Origin of the sequence: Macrococcus epidermidis, from assembly GCF_024205965.1 — a bacterium.
GTDB lineage: Bacteria > Bacillota > Bacilli > Staphylococcales > Staphylococcaceae > Macrococcoides > Macrococcoides epidermidis.
In genome coordinates this window covers 2,090,819-2,105,624 of record NZ_CP073819.1, presented here as the reverse complement: position 1 = coordinate 2,105,624, position 14,806 = coordinate 2,090,819, and the positions used below count along the sequence as shown (strand labels likewise).

The following is a 14,806-nucleotide window of genomic DNA, read 5'->3' as shown; positions in this document are numbered from 1 at the left end:
CCAGCTGCTAAGCAACTGGATAGTAGTATTATTTCAATGCTGCTGGGAAAGGTGATATATCTATACCAAATACATAAGGTACAATCAGATATACAGCGATTACGATAATCACACATGCGATTATGTTGAGCCAGAACCCTGTTGTGGCCATTTCTCTAATACTAATTTTGCCAGTACCAAAGACAATTGCATTTGGTGGCGTACCTACTGGTAACATGAATGCACAGTTCGCACCCATTGCTGCTGGTATCATCAGTGCTAATGGATGAACATTAATTGCTAATGCAAGTGCAGCTAGAATAGGTAGAATCATCGTTGCAGTGGCAGTATTTGATGTAATTTCTGTTAAGAATAATACGAATAATGCAGTTACTGCAATAATCAATAACACTGGCATGCCTTTTAATAATATTAGCTGATCACTTAACCATGCATCTAGTTTACTTGTCGTAATGGCATTTGCTAATGCTAAGCCACCACCGAATAGTAAGAGTACACCCCAAGGGATTTCTTTTGCGACGGACCAATCAAGTAAACGACCAGATTTACGTTTCGTCGGTATCATAAACAGTAGAATTGAAATGAACATGGCGATTGTGCCATCCTGAATCAGTTTAAGTGCAGGAATATTTGCAAAGAAGAATCCACGAACAATCCAAAGTGTTGCAGCTAGTATAAATATAACAAGTATTATCTTTTCTTCTCTTGTCGTCTTACCTAATTTATTTAATTCACGTTCTATTACTTCTTTACCTCCAGGTAACTCTGTCATATCTGATTTAAAGGCAAAATTATGTAAGTACAACCATGTAATTAAGAGTAAAATAATTACACTCGGTACACCAACAAGCATCCATTGGCCAAATCCAATTTCAAATCCAAATAATTCTTTCATCTGACCCGCTAATAGAATGAGCGGTGGTGTTCCAATCAATGTCCCCATACCACCAATTGTTCCGGCGTAACCTATAGCCAGGACTAATGTTTTTTCAAATTTTCTCAAATTTTCATTAACCTGATTCGCACTTAACACTTCCGCTTCGGCAATTAGTGCAAGTCCAATTGGTATCATAATCATAACGGCAGCGGTGTTTGACACAAACATACTCATTACACCTGTAGCCATCATAAATCCTAGTATAATTTTAGATGTTGTTGTACCGACTTTATTGATGATATTGAGTGCAATACGTGTATGTAAATTCCATTGCTCCATAGCTATCGCTAAAATAAATCCACCCATAAATAGGAAGATAATATCATTGCCGTAATTGGCTGCTACTTTTCCTGCATCCATTATTTGACCTATAGGAAATAACACGAGTGGTAATAATGAAGTTACTGCTATCGGTATAGGTTCTGTAATCCACCATGTAGCAATCCATAGCGTTGCAGCTAATACAAATCGTGCCGGTCCTTCAATGCCAGCTGGGTGAATGAAAAACTGGAATAATATAAAGAGTAATGGTCCAAGAAAAAGCCCGGTAAGCTGAACTTTATTGTATGACACTACTTCTTTAGATGGTTGTATAGAATCGGAGAAATGCGTTAAATAGCCTTTTTTGTTAATAAAATTTTTCATAAAAACCCCCCCTATAAATTTTTGAATTTTGTATACAATTATATTGTATCAAAATACTGAATGTTTATGTAAGGGGTTTCAAAAAATGTATATTGTTAATCTATTTATATTTTAATAATTTATGATAAGTATTTTTTATCATGCGTCTTATTTTAAATTGATTTTACAATATCACCATCTTTGATAACAATTTTAATATTATCTGTATCTTTAAGAACACTAATATCTTTAAGCGGATCTTCCTTAACGAGTATAACATCTGCCAAATAGCCTGATTTAATTTGTCCGACATTATCTAGACAAAGACATTCTGCTGCTGTAATTGTCGATGCTCGAATTGCATCAATTTCTGACATGCCATATTTAACCATGCTCATTCCTAATTCTTCAGCGAACTCTAACACTGAAACGGGTGCTAATAGTGTTGGAACTAAATAAGTGCCTTGTTCAATCATTTGCAGAACGACAGCTTCATCTAAATATATTCCGTGTTCAATAGAATGGATACCTGCTGCAACACATTGTTTCACACCTTCTAGTCCTTGTGCATGAGCCATTACTTTAAGATTGTTTCTGAACTTCGCTTCTTCTACGATGACTTTTAATTCGTCTAATGAGAATTGTGTAAAATTAGGATGATCGGTTGGGGATGATACTCCCCCTGTAGCATGTACTTTAATGACATCGGCACCTGCGCGTAACATTTCTCTCGTTTTCTTTCTCACTGCTTCAACACCGTCACATAAACCATGAGGCATACCTGGGTAGTCTGCCTGAATTAAATCTACTGTACTACCTGAGTATTGATACCCATCCCCATGCCCGCCGGTAATTGTTAAGGCATTTACACTGAAATCAGCATTTAGTCAATTAAAGAATATGAAAGCTTACTATCTTGAAGAACATTTTGAACAATATAATTTATATATTATTGATAAAGCATTAAATGTAGAAAAAATAGATGTTACTGATGCGGTTAATAAAAGTTTGTTTAATGATAAATTTGTATATAATGAAGTGGAATATAGTAAGTATAGAACGTTGAATAAATAATTTACAATGTCGAGAAAACTAATTTGTTCTGTATATTAATCCAAGTGTGAGTAATCAATAAATGAATTATTTAAAAATAACTTAGTAATAATAAGCGAAGTACTGATGAAGTAATCAGTACTTCGCTTATTTGTTTAATAAGATAAGAGGTAATACTTTTATTCCTTAAAGACAATTATTTATCGTTTGTCGATAAATAATTATTGTAATTAATAAAAATAGATGTTAATATGTAATTGAACATAATACAAGGAAGAGGTGTCACAGATGAATGAGAATAGTGTGAGTCGTTTTAAAGGTTTGCTTAAGGTAATGGATATTATATACCTTATTGGTGTTGTATTGTCAGGGATTGGAACGCTTGCTTTAGTCGGATTAACAATTTTTATTACTTCTGTTTCTGAAGGGACTTTGAATAAGTTTCTCCAGGCCGATCATTCGAAAGTAATGATGAGTATAGGCGGTTTAAATTATGAATTTACGAAAAGTTTTATTAGTGAGCATTTGGCGGTTAATAAAGGGCTGCTTATCAGTGTTTTAATCATCGGAATATTGAATGCAGTTTTATTCTTATTAATAATGTGGTGTGCAAGAAAATTAATTCATAAGTTCAGTAAGAATGAAGTCTTTAGTAATAACAACGGAAAGTTTATTGAAACAATTGCTATTTTATTTTTATTTGCAGGACATACGTACAAGTTGATGGTTTCGATGTTAAGTATGTTTATTGACAAATCATTAAATTTATCTCATTATTTATCGGAAGCTGATGTTATAAGAAAAGTGAGTTATAATTTAATATCATTAGATTGGAATATAACTTTAATTGCTATAACAATCTGGTTCATCGGTAGAGCTTTCCGATATGGCGCGTATTTACAGAATGAATATGATGCAACTGTTTAGGATGTGAAGTTATGATAATAGTTAGGTTAGATAGAGTAATGGCTGATCGGAAAGTTAAGTTAAATGAGCTTTCCGAAATGGTTGACGTTAGTGTTGCAAATTTATCAAACTTAAAGACGGGTAAAGTAAAAGCAGTACGGTTCTCAACACTTGAAGCTATTTGTAAGGCGCTGGACTGTCAACCTGGAGATTTGTTTGAATATGTGAAAGATGAATAATTGTATGCGTGAAGAAGAACAAACTATGGTTTCATAATTTGTTCTTTTTTGTTTTATATATAATAAAAGGGAATAAATAATATACATAAGGAGATGAAGAACATGAATAAACAATTAATTGAAACTTTAAAAGCAAAAGAAGATAAAATGATTGAGATTAGACGTTACTTACATCAACATCCAGAACTTTCTTTCCGGGAAGAGAAAACAGCACAATATATTGCGGATTTCTATAAAGGGAAAGACGTAAAAGTAGAAACGAATATCGGTGAACGCGGCATTAAAGTGACGATTGATTCTGGTAAACCAGGAAAGACATTAGCAATTCGTGCAGATTTTGATGCATTACCAATTACAGAAGATACAGGCTTACCATTTGCATCGGTGAATAAAGGTGTGATGCATGCATGTGGTCACGACGCACATACAGCATATATGCTTGTGTTAGCTGAAACATTAGCAGAGATGAAAGAGACGTTTACAGGTAAAGTCGTTGTTATCCATCAGCCAGCAGAGGAAGTACCACCAGGTGGTGCGAAAGGTATGATTGAAGCGGGCGTATTAGACGGGGTTGATAACGTACTTGGTGTACACGTTATGAGTACGATGCCGGTAGGTAAAGTGTTCTATAGACCAGGTTATGTTCAGACAGGACGTGCATTTTTTAAACTGAAAGTTATCGGTAAAGGTGGTCACGGCTCATCACCACATATGGCAAATGATGCAATCGTAGCAGGAAGTTACTTTGTAACAGCATTACAGACAGTCGTATCAAGACGATTAAACCCATTTGAAACGGGCGTTGTAACAATCGGTTCATTTGATGGTAAAGGTCAGTTCAATGTCATTAAAGATTCAATTGAAATCGAAGGTGACGTACGTGGTTTAACAGATGATACGAAAGCAACAATTGAACGTGAGATTAAACGATTAAGTAAAGGATTAGAAGAAATGTACGGTGTTACTTGTGAACTGGAATACAACGACGATTATCCGGCATTATACAATGATCCTGAATTTACAAACTATGTTGCACAAACTTTAAAGGATGCATCACTCGATTTCGAAGTGGAGATGTGCGAACCTCAGCCACCATCTGAAGACTTCGCATATTATGCTAAAGAACGACCAAGTGCATTTATATATACAGGTGCAGCACCTGAAGAAGGAGAAATATATCCACATCATCATCCGAAATTCAACATTTCAGAAAAATCATTACTCATTTCAGCACAAGCAGTTGGTACAGTCGTACTTGATTATTTAAAAGGAGTGAAATAACTTTGAAATTATGCCTGTATGAGCATTGGTAATTACAGAGGATTGTCTAATGTCAATGTATATATCGTTTACTTTCTATCATCTCAAGTAAGTAAATTGTCAGTGTCGCAATTGTATTCACGATCACCGTCCCGAATATCATAATTTTTGTATGAAGTCTTAAATGCATAAATTTCTTTTTCTGATATATATCAAGGATGACTGTAAATCCTAATCCACCAATGATGATTAATGTTGTAATGATAAAGTTGATGACCGGATTCGTTTTAAATTGGACAAGATTGTCACTATGAAGTGCGAATCCTGCGTTATTAAATGCACTGACTGCGGTGAAGAAACTGTTAAATAGTCCGCGCTTCCATCCTAGTAAAGGCACCCATTCAAGGGCAAGCAGTATTGCTCCGATACTTTCAAAAATTAAACTGATCATTAATAGCTTCAATATGAGTCTGAGTATGCCGCCTAAGTTCTGCTGATTCAATGCCTCTGTTGCGAGTGAGCGACTTTTAAGTCCCACTTTACGTCCAAGCATGATAAACACGATCATCGCTAACGTAATAATCCCGAGACCACCGGACTGTACGAGAATCATAATGATAATATGGCCGAAAGTGTTAAAGGTTTGTGTAATATCAATTGTTGCGAGTCCTGTAACACTGAATGCGCTCGTTGCAATAAACAGACAATCTACAAATGATGTAGGTTGTTTCTGAGAGAATGGCATGTATAGTAGTATTGTTCCAACAGTTAGAAATGCTAAAAAAGCACTAATGATAACAAGATAAGGATTTCGCCCACTTTTTTTATTTTTTTTATCCATGTGACATCCTCTATTTTTGAATGATTAAGTAACAATAGCGTACATGTTAGTTACAGAAAATACAATTCAAATTTTAGTATTTTGAAAAGACAGTTATCTTTTAATTTTGAGTGATTTAAATAAATATATTAATTCAATCCAACTATATTGAATTATTCACTAGTGGATGTTACGATATAGTTGTAAAAGAGATAGTTAATATTATCTGACCAGGTAAACAACACGACTTATTTTTTTATATCACTATATCGTATTATCTAGTAGTGAGAGGAGGCGGACTATGAATGTTCAATTAAAGAAAGGCGTACTTGAGCTCGTCGTTTTACAGGAGATATTGGTAAAGGATCAATACGGTTATGATTTATCACAAAGTATTTCACAACATCTTTCCATCGCTGATGGCACGCTATATCCGATGTTGCGTCGTTTAGTATCAGAAGGTTATCTGGATACTTATATGGGTAAGACGTCAGGTGGTCCGGCAAGAAAATATTACACGATTACCGATGAAGGAAAGGTTCATTTACAGCATTTAAAAACAGAATGGTACGGTATGGTTGACGCGGTAGATGCACTCATTAAGAGAGGGGGAGAATCATATGAATAGACAACAATATTTAAATACGTTAAGTAAAGAATTGAATGGTTTACCACAAGGTGAATTTGAGTCTTTGATGTTCGAATATGAATCACATTTTGAAGATGGTGCGATGGATGGTAAAAGTGATGCAGAAATCATTAATGAACTAGGCGATCCGGTCAAGGTTGGTAAAGAACTGCAAGCGATGTATCATGTAACGAAAGCAAAGACAGATCCGAGCACGTCAAATGTAGCACAGATGATCTTCTCGATTGTAGGTTTAAGCTTTTTAAATTTATTTATATTGCTCATTCCGTTCGTTATTTACGTTAGTATTATGGTGTCGTTTGCATTTGGAGCACTGATGCTAATCATATCACCGTTCTTTTTAATACTAGACATTATCTTTAATGGTGTGAGCGCAGTGAATGGTTTTGAAATATTTATGACGGTATTCTGTGTAGGATTAGGCTTATTATTTGGCATGATTTTATTTAAAGTGATGCAGTTTGTGAACCGTTTCATCGTTCAATATATTCAATTTAATAAAAATATCATTCAGGGAGGTAAATCGTCATGAAGCAACTTTTAATTGTCGCAATAAGTTTGATGGTTATCGGAATGATAGGGATGGCAGTGTGTAGTATGATATTTGGTTTTGGCAGTAGTTACGGACAGTATAATCATAATGAAGTACTTACTGATGAATATCAGAAGGTTGATATAGATGTTAATACATTGATGTTAGATGTGAAACAGTCTGATGATAATAAAACGCATATTGATATCAAGCATGCTAAAAATGAAAATCAAATAAAGTATACAGTAAAAGATGACACGCTATCTATTTCTGGTGGCGAATCAAGTGGTATTGATGTCGACTTTAACTTCGGATTCAATCAGGAACAGAACAATATGAAAGTAATACTTCAGTTACCTCAAAAACAATACAATGAATTTATAATCGATTCAAATGTTGGGGAAATTAATATTGATAAATTAGATGCAAAAATTGCAAAAATTGATATGAATGTCGGAGAAGTAAACATTGAAGAAATGATTGCTGATGATATTCAGTTTAGTGTCGATGTTGGTGAACTAACGTTAAGAAATGTTGATAAAGATGCCAATATTAAAGGTGACGTCAATGTTGGAGATGCTTCAATCTATTATAAAGGAAAACCGGACAATGTGAATGTCACTACTGACAGTAATATGGGTGACGTTGAATTAAATGATGTTATTCCTAAAGGCGGTAAGGTTGGTAAAGGAGAACACACCATTGACCTTGAAACAGATATGGGTGATTTAACGGTTGATGTTGATTAGTTTATATTGATATTTTTTAACACAATCTTAACTTTAGTATTCTTTGAAACTCTTATATAATCAACTGAGATAAATTCAAACGTTAAGGATGTTAATAATGAATTATTTTTTAGTTGGAGATATACATGGTTGTTATAATACATTGAAGAAGATACTAAAGCACTGGAATCCAAAAGAAGAGCAACTTATCTTTGTTGGAGATTATATCAATAAAGGTAAACATTCGAAAGAGGTTGTACGCTGTGTACGCAAGCTTCAGCAGGATTATCCGAATACGATTTGTATTCAGGGCAACCATGAGTATCAAATGGCGCAGTATATTTTTAAAGGTACTTTAAAGTCAGACATGAAAGAGAACTATAGGAATACGATAGAAGATTATGACTTACGTGATAAATATATAGGTGATGCACGTTGGATGCGGGATTTACCGTTGTTTTACGAGAATGGTGTGCTTTACGTGTCTCATGCGGGCGTTAACTTTTTAGGGTTTAGAAAGTTTCATACAGAGAGTATGTGGAGTGTGTTACGTTTTCGCGGTAAGCTAAAAAAGATGAAGAAGCTTCAGGTTATTGGACATACACCAACTGAAATTGGGAAACCGATATATTTAAAACAATACAATACGTTAAATATTGATGCAGGAGCGGGGAATCATGATGCGCTTGCTGCAGTCGTCATTAATAAGAATGGTAAATTGGTTAGAACGTATATTGAGAAAATATTAAAGAGTGATTATTAAAAGGAAAGAGAGCGGATATTTTATCCGCTCTCTTTTAGTATTTATAATGGTTAGCCCATATTTTTAACGTCTTTTGGTGTAATTTTTACGATTTTATCGATATTGATTGAACATGTTGTCGATTCATCGTTAATCGGTAAAAAGCCTGTCTCATTTAAATCAAGTTTCTTAATGAAGTTATTAAATGCAATCTTCTCATCGGTAGTAAAGAACTCCTGATGGTTTACTGTTTCACCGTTGTCTAATTGAATTTCAATGTTTAAATAATTGCTTTCTGCATCCATTTAAATTAAAAGCTCCTTTTAATTATTATTTATTCATTAATTGATATTCCCTTAGTAAAATTTTATAAACATTTCATTCAAATGATTGTTTGAATGAATATTGTGCGTTATACTATATTCAAATGAATGTTTGAATGAATGAAATAAAGTTTGGAAGAGGGGTTATGTATGGCTCAAGATACTTGTGATTTATATTTGTTTGATGTTGAGAAGGTAAAGCGTGTGAAATCACAACAGGATTTAGTTGATTTAAATCCAGTGCTTGTTATTTATAAAGCCTTAGCAGATGAGAAACGCTTGAAGATTTGCTTTAGTTTATTACTCGAAGATGAATTGTGTGTATGTGACCTGGCCAATATACTCGATGCGAGTGTCGCTACGACGAGTCACCATCTCAGATATTTAAATCAGGCGAAAGTGCTTGATTTTAGAAAAGAAGGAAAAAATGCATTCTATCGTTTGAAGGATGATCATATTAAGACACTGATTCGTACAGCTTTAGCGCATGGGGGTGAATCTGATGAGTAAAGAAGAAACATATCGTCTGGAAGGTTTAAGCTGTACAAATTGTGCGGCTAAATTTGTGAAAAATATTGAAGCGATTCCAGGCGTAGATACAGTGGATTTAAATTTCGGGGCGGCGAAATTGAATGTTACAGGTGACGTCACTGTCGAACAGTTAGAAGCAGCGGGGAAATTTGATCATATTAAAGTACGTCCAGCAAATGTAAAGCGCACAAAGAAAGTTCCGTTTTACAAGAATAAAGCGCATTTACCGTTTGCCATCGCTTTGATTCTGTTTCTTGCGGGTTTAATCACAAGTTATAATGTTGGTGAAGATAGTCTGTATACGAAAGTGATCTTTATCGCAGCGATTGCAATCGGTGGTTATTCATTATTTATTGAAGGTTTAAAACAACTGTTTAAATTAAACTTTGATATGAACGTCTTAATGACCGTTGCAATTATTGGTGCAATGTTAATAGGTGAAGTACAGGAAGGTGCCATGGTCGTCCTGTTATTTGCAATAAGTGAAGCGCTTGAAGGATACGCGATGGAGAAATCGCGTGACAGCATTCAGAGTCTGATTGATCTCACACCTGAAGTGGCATTAAAGCGAATTGGTAATGAATATGCAGAAGTTGCTGTAGAAGATTTAAGCATTGGTGACGTCGTGCGCATACTGCCTGGTAAGAAAGTACCGATTGATGGTGTTGTAATAAATGGTCAGAGCAATGTCAATCAGGCAAGTATTACAGGAGAAAGTATCCCTGTATCCAAAAGTAAAGCTGATGAAGTTTATTCAGGGACACTGAATGAATCTGGACAGTTAGAAGTGCGAGTTACTAAACGCAGCCATGAAACTAAGCTTGCGAAGATGATTCATCTTGTGGAAGAAGCGCAAAGTGAGAAAGCACCGACACAGAAATTTGTAGATAAGTTTGCGAAATACTATACACCACTCATTATGTTAATTGCGTTGCTTGTAATCGTAATCCCACCATTATTTGGTGGCGACTTCAAACATTATCTTTACCAAGGTTTATCGGTACTCGTTGTAGGTTGTCCATGTGCGCTTGTTGTCTCAACACCGGTTGCGATCGTTACCGCAATCGGTAGTGCTGCACGTCGTGGTATTTTAATAAAAGGTGGTATTCATTTAGAGAACGCAGGTCATATCGATACGATAGCTTTTGATAAGACAGGTACATTAACTAAAGGAGAGCCTGTTGTTGTAGAACGTGTTGATTTCACAACACTAACGCAAGACGAAAAAAATGTTATCTACACCCTTGAAAAAGATGCCGGACATCCATTAAGCAAAGCAATCGTGAACAGTCTAACGGATTGTGAAACAGTCGACTTAACAGATTATGAAGTCGTTACCGCTAAAGGGGTACAAGGTATTTATAAAGATAAAAAATATCGTATCGGACAACAGAAATTCTTTAATGTAAATGATTCTGATGCACAGAAACTTGCTGAAACAAATAGAAGCGGCGCAACAAAAGTATTGTTCGGTACAGAAGATCGTATAATCGCTGTCTTCTTTATTCAGGATACACTTCGCGATGAATCAATAGATGTCGTGCGCATGTTGAACAAAGAACGAATAGAGACACTGATGCTCACTGGTGATAATAAAGCAGTAGCCGATGCAATTGGAAATACGTTATCCATCACACGTGTGCATTCAGAGTTGTTACCTGAAGATAAGTTGAAATTAATTAAAGACTATCAACAAAAGGGAAGTCACATTGCAATGGTTGGTGATGGTGTCAATGATGCACCGGCACTCGCTCAGGCAGACGTAGGATTTTCAATGGGTGGTGCAGCAACTGATACTGCGATAGAGACAGCTGATATTACATTTATGAAAGATGATTTAAGTGATTTACCGAAAGTGATTCGCCTCAGCAAGCGTACATTAAATATTATCAAACAGAATATCGGATTTGCGTTAGGACTTAAATTAATCGCGATATTACTCGTTATCCCAGGCTGGTTAACGTTATGGATTGCGATATTTGCTGATATGGGTGCTACATTACTTGTGACTTTAAACAGCTTAAGATTACTAAGACATAAAGAATAGCTGATTATCATTTGCTTACAACGTCACTTATCATTATAATAAGTTTACTAATAGAAGGAGGTGGCTATGTTGGAACTGTTACTCAGTTTATTGAGTGAAGCATTATTGCTCAAATATATTACATTTCGTTTGTTGTATCTGGTACCATACATTGCCGCCTTCTTATTCGTATTATTACATTTAAAGCTTCAGTTACAAGTGGGTCAGAAATGGTCTTTAACTGAATGTGCTGGGAATGTTTTGGAACAAACAATTATTATTTTCTCACCTGTACTGAGATGGCGTATTAAGTGTTTATCTAAGATGAGCGATGAAGTAGAGGCCGTTCCTATATATTAATCAAACATTAATATATAGGAGGAGAAATATTTGAAAAGATTTTTTAGTGTACTTATCGTATTAACATTGATATTAAGTGGTTGCGGGGCACAAGATGACGGTTTGTTTCATAACGGCATCGTCCAACCATTTACGGATTTAATTACTTTCTTTGCTGGTTTCTTTGCGGGCAGTTACGGTATGGGGATCGTACTAGTAACGTTATGTGTACGCTTTATGATGATGCCGATGATGCTCAGCACAGTTAAACAACAAAAGAAGATGCAGGCAAATATGAAAGTTGCCGGTCCAAAAATAAAAGAGATACAAGATAAGATGAAACTAGCAAAAGACCCGGAAGAAAAGAGCGTATTATCGCAGGAACTTATGAAAATATACGGTGAACATAATATTAACCCAATGAACATGGGTTGCTTACCAATTATCGTTCAGATGCCGATATTGACCGGTTTATACTTTGCGATCATACACAGTAAATCAATTGCAGCACAAAGCTTTCTCTGGTTTAACCTTGGTACGCCTGATCTGTTGATGATGCTCATTGCAGGTGGACTATATTTTCTCCAGTCATGGATTTCTATACAATACATGCCTGAAGAAAGCCGCAAACAGATGTGGCCGATGGCGATAATGAGTCCATTGATGATTATATTTATCAGTTTCCACTCGCCAGCAGCGTTACCGCTTTACTGGTCGGTTGGCGCAATTGTGTTAATCTTCCAGCAATTTATTTCTAATAAACTATTTAGTGATATTAAATAAAGCATCCCTCACCTTAAAACTGTAAAAAGGCCGCGCCTACGTTATAATGTAAGTAAAGCAGACAGTTGAAGGTGAGGGGTTTTTATGTGGATTGATATTTCTCAGACATTAAAGCAAGGTATTGCAACATGGCCAGGGGATCAGCCTTATGTGTATCAGATGGATAGTCAGTTAGAAGGTCAAACTGGTGCTAATGTAGGCAGTATTAAAATGAGCTTACATACTGGTACACATTTAGATGCACCTTTTCACTATGACCATGAAAGCGTAACGATTGATGAGATTGATATTAATCGCTTAATCGGTGAAGCGCAGGTGATCGAGTTAATCGATGAGGAAATTGTTACTCAGAAATTATTAGAGGACCTTGTGATTGATAAGCCAATCGTATTGTTTAAATCAGTATACAGTAAAGATCAAAGTGTATTTTTGGGAGACTTCATGACCTTTGAAAGTGCTGCCATACATTATCTGGGACACCTTGGTGTTGAAGTGATTGGCACGGATATGCCTAGTATAGATACAGTAGATAATGAAACCCTCGATGCACACAAAGCATGTTTAGAAAATCAAATATTGATTATAGAAAATTTAGAATTAAATAAAGTGAGAGTAGGGTATTATGATTTTATTGGGTTGCCACTAAAGATAGAAGCTGATGCCAGTCCAATTCGTGCAGTTGTAAAAAAGAAATTATAAGATGAGGTGAGTTACATGCGCATAGGTATTATCGGAGCAGGTATTGGCGGTTTAACAGCTGCGATTGCTCTAAAGTCTGCCGGGCATGAGGTAGACATATTAGAAAAGCGCCATGTATTGAAACAGCTCGGTGTCGGTTTAGGTGTTGGCGGTAATGCTATACGTGCTTTGAAACAGTATGGAATAGACAAAGATATCCGTGCAGCGGGAAACCCGTTAATTGAATGCCAGTTTAGAACAGATAAAGATGAGTTATTAAATACACTGATATTATCATTATCAGAAGAAGAAAATATAACGATTCAGCGTGAGCAACTCCATGCTATTTTATTGGAGCATAATGACGCCGATATCCATTTAATAAAAGATGTTGTACGTATTAAAGACTTTAATCATCCAACTTTAATATTACAAGATGGTGCCAAATATCAGTATGATTTAATTGTCGCAGCTGATGGCGTACATTCTAACATTAGACGACAGATGTTTAAAGATAGTGAAGCAATCTATCAAGGTTACACGTGTTTTAGAGGAACGAGTAAAGATGTAGCTGTTGATCATAAAGTTGCGCTTGAGTACTGGGGAGAAACAGGTAGGTTTGGTATCGTACCACTGAAAGATAATCAGGTGTACTGGTTCTGCTGTATGAATGCCGAAGAAAGAGATACAGAATTTAGAAATTATAATAAGAAGAAACTGTTGCAATACTTTAAAGCATTTCCTGATGCTGTGTTAGAAACGCTTGAAAAGACTGTCGGAGACCCTATTCAACATGATATTTATGATATCAATCCATTGAAGACATTTTATAAAGGCCGCGTCGTATTGTTAGGGGATGCAGCACATGCAACAACACCTAACATGGGACAAGGCGCATCACTCGCTATGGAAGATGCAGTGTGTCTAGCGAACCAACTCAAAAAGTATCCGATTGATGAAGCATTAAAAGCATATGATAAATTAAGTGTAAATCACACGAAAAAGGTGATTTTAAGATCACGTCAAATCGGTAAATCAGCACAACTTGAAAATAAAACACTTATTAAAGCAAGAAACAAAGCGTTAAAATTAGTACCATTATCATTTTTAGAAAAACAAACTTTCTTCTTAAGTCATCGTCATATCAATTAATACAAAATAAAAAAGCTCATCATGAGCTTTTTTATTTAAGTCTAGTTACTTTTAAATTTTGAATTTCCTGATCAAGATTGTTATCAAGCACTTCAAAGAAAGTCATTAAGAAACGAATTTTACCACGTAACTCATATTCATTGAAGATAAGTGGCATCACATCGTTAGGATGTACTGGATTTTGTTCGATTGCATAATCAATGTTATCGAAATAATTTGCTACATCAAAGAAATTTAATGTATGACCTTTTTCTTTAAATAGCTCATAATCACCAATCTGGTCTTTGTGTTGATCTAAGCCTTCATGATATGCATAAGCGATTTGAAGTAAATTATATTTGATACTTTTAAACTTTGATCCGAAATTATAGTTAAATTGTGACGCGCTTAATTTTTGGATTTGGCTGAGTAATTCATCTCTTGAAGATTTTACTTCTGTATAAATTTGATTATTATTGTTATTCATTCGGTTCACCTCACAGTT

At 35.2% G+C, this 14,806-nt stretch carries 18 protein-coding genes and 1 pseudogene; 14 read left to right on the top strand and 5 right to left on the bottom strand.

Annotation, left to right across the window (positions count from 1 at the left end; all coding sequences use genetic code 11):
• Positions 1 to 28: 28 nt before the first annotated feature.
• On the bottom strand, positions 29 to 1,582 hold the full coding sequence (locus tag KFV12_RS11240; protein ID WP_254256779.1) for an SLC13 family permease: 1,554 nt from the start codon (positions 1,580 to 1,582) through the stop codon (positions 29 to 31).
• Between the two features lie 152 nt (positions 1,583 to 1,734).
• Positions 1,735 to 2,433: pseudogene (locus KFV12_RS11235) on the bottom strand (amidohydrolase family protein); the annotation flags it as partial.
• Between the two features lie 28 nt (positions 2,434 to 2,461).
• Here KFV12_RS11235 and KFV12_RS11230 point away from each other — a divergent pair.
• The 4 genes from KFV12_RS11230 to KFV12_RS11215 all read left to right on the top strand — a co-directional run bounded on the left by KFV12_RS11230 (position 2,462) and on the right by KFV12_RS11215 (position 5,040).
• Positions 2,462 to 2,635 carry a hypothetical protein gene (locus tag KFV12_RS11230; RefSeq protein ID WP_165983404.1) on the top strand — a complete coding sequence of 58 codons (174 nt, stop codon included), beginning with the start codon at positions 2,462 to 2,464 and terminating at the stop codon, positions 2,633 to 2,635.
• A 267-nt stretch (positions 2,636 to 2,902) separates the two neighbouring features.
• The gene (locus KFV12_RS11225) at positions 2,903 to 3,541 is read left to right on the top strand and encodes a DUF2975 domain-containing protein (protein ID WP_254256778.1); all 639 of its coding nucleotides are present in this window, start codon (positions 2,903 to 2,905) and stop codon (positions 3,539 to 3,541) included.
• 11 nt (positions 3,542 to 3,552) lie between these two features.
• A complete protein-coding gene (locus KFV12_RS11220) occupies positions 3,553 to 3,759 on the top strand; it encodes a helix-turn-helix domain-containing protein (protein WP_224183421.1) in 207 nt (68 codons plus the stop codon).
• A gap of 102 nt (positions 3,760 to 3,861) precedes the next feature.
• Positions 3,862 to 5,040, top strand: a complete 1,179-nt coding sequence (locus KFV12_RS11215) for a M20 family metallopeptidase (RefSeq protein WP_254256777.1) — start codon at positions 3,862 to 3,864, stop codon at positions 5,038 to 5,040.
• A 52-nt stretch (positions 5,041 to 5,092) separates the two neighbouring features.
• Here the strand turns inward: KFV12_RS11215 and KFV12_RS11210 are convergent, their stop codons facing one another.
• Positions 5,093 to 5,860: a potassium transporter TrkG gene (locus tag KFV12_RS11210; RefSeq protein ID WP_254256776.1), complete on the bottom strand. Its 768-nt coding sequence runs from the start codon at positions 5,858 to 5,860 to the stop codon at positions 5,093 to 5,095.
• Between the two features lie 280 nt (positions 5,861 to 6,140).
• Here KFV12_RS11210 and KFV12_RS11205 point away from each other — a divergent pair, with 280 nt between their 5' ends.
• The 4 genes from KFV12_RS11205 to KFV12_RS11190 all read left to right on the top strand — a co-directional run bounded on the left by KFV12_RS11205 (position 6,141) and on the right by KFV12_RS11190 (position 8,511).
• Complete coding sequence (locus KFV12_RS11205) at positions 6,141 to 6,467, top strand: PadR family transcriptional regulator (protein WP_254256775.1); 327 nt, start codon at positions 6,141 to 6,143, stop codon at positions 6,465 to 6,467.
• On the top strand, positions 6,460 to 7,020 hold the full coding sequence (locus tag KFV12_RS11200) for an HAAS signaling domain-containing protein (protein ID WP_254256774.1): 561 nt from the start codon (positions 6,460 to 6,462) through the stop codon (positions 7,018 to 7,020). Before KFV12_RS11205 ends, KFV12_RS11200 begins: the two co-directional genes overlap by 8 nt.
• Positions 7,017 to 7,769 carry a DUF4097 family beta strand repeat-containing protein gene (locus KFV12_RS11195; protein ID WP_133447052.1) on the top strand — a complete coding sequence of 251 codons (753 nt, stop codon included), beginning with the start codon at positions 7,017 to 7,019 and terminating at the stop codon, positions 7,767 to 7,769. Before KFV12_RS11200 ends, KFV12_RS11195 begins: the two co-directional genes overlap by 4 nt.
• 97 nt (positions 7,770 to 7,866) lie before the next feature.
• Positions 7,867 to 8,511, top strand: coding sequence for a metallophosphoesterase (locus KFV12_RS11190; protein WP_254256773.1), 645 nt, complete (start codon positions 7,867 to 7,869; stop codon positions 8,509 to 8,511).
• 50 nt (positions 8,512 to 8,561) lie between these two features.
• On the opposite strand, the gene KFV12_RS11185 is transcribed toward KFV12_RS11190, so the two are convergent.
• Positions 8,562 to 8,795, bottom strand: a complete 234-nt coding sequence (locus KFV12_RS11185; RefSeq protein WP_239243313.1) for a hypothetical protein — start codon at positions 8,793 to 8,795, stop codon at positions 8,562 to 8,564.
• Positions 8,796 to 8,963: 168 nt separating this feature from the next.
• On the opposite strand from KFV12_RS11185, the gene KFV12_RS11180 reads away from it, so the two are divergent.
• From KFV12_RS11180 to KFV12_RS11155, 6 genes are all read left to right on the top strand, one after another.
• Positions 8,964 to 9,323: an ArsR/SmtB family transcription factor gene (locus KFV12_RS11180; RefSeq protein ID WP_096075850.1), complete on the top strand. Its 360-nt coding sequence runs from the start codon at positions 8,964 to 8,966 to the stop codon at positions 9,321 to 9,323.
• Positions 9,316 to 11,391, top strand: a complete 2,076-nt coding sequence (locus KFV12_RS11175) for a heavy metal translocating P-type ATPase (RefSeq protein WP_302054715.1) — start codon at positions 9,316 to 9,318, stop codon at positions 11,389 to 11,391. The genes KFV12_RS11180 and KFV12_RS11175 overlap by 8 nt, the downstream gene beginning before the upstream one ends.
• Before the next feature lie 66 nt (positions 11,392 to 11,457).
• Entirely contained in the window at positions 11,458 to 11,730 is a 273-nt protein-coding gene (locus KFV12_RS11170) for a hypothetical protein (RefSeq protein WP_239243311.1), read from the top strand.
• 30 nt (positions 11,731 to 11,760) lie between these two features.
• Entirely contained in the window at positions 11,761 to 12,492 is a 732-nt protein-coding gene (gene yidC, locus KFV12_RS11165; protein ID WP_111715729.1) for a membrane protein insertase YidC, read from the top strand.
• Between the two features lie 84 nt (positions 12,493 to 12,576).
• Positions 12,577 to 13,191, top strand: a complete 615-nt coding sequence (locus KFV12_RS11160) for a cyclase family protein (RefSeq protein ID WP_254256771.1) — start codon at positions 12,577 to 12,579, stop codon at positions 13,189 to 13,191.
• A gap of 15 nt (positions 13,192 to 13,206) precedes the next feature.
• Entirely contained in the window at positions 13,207 to 14,322 is a 1,116-nt protein-coding gene (locus KFV12_RS11155) for an FAD-dependent monooxygenase (RefSeq protein WP_254256770.1), read from the top strand.
• A 31-nt stretch (positions 14,323 to 14,353) separates the two neighbouring features.
• On the opposite strand, the gene KFV12_RS11150 is transcribed toward KFV12_RS11155, so the two are convergent.
• On the bottom strand, positions 14,354 to 14,788 hold the full coding sequence (locus KFV12_RS11150) for a DinB family protein (RefSeq protein WP_133424202.1): 435 nt from the start codon (positions 14,786 to 14,788) through the stop codon (positions 14,354 to 14,356).
• Positions 14,789 to 14,806 lie beyond the last annotated feature (18 nt).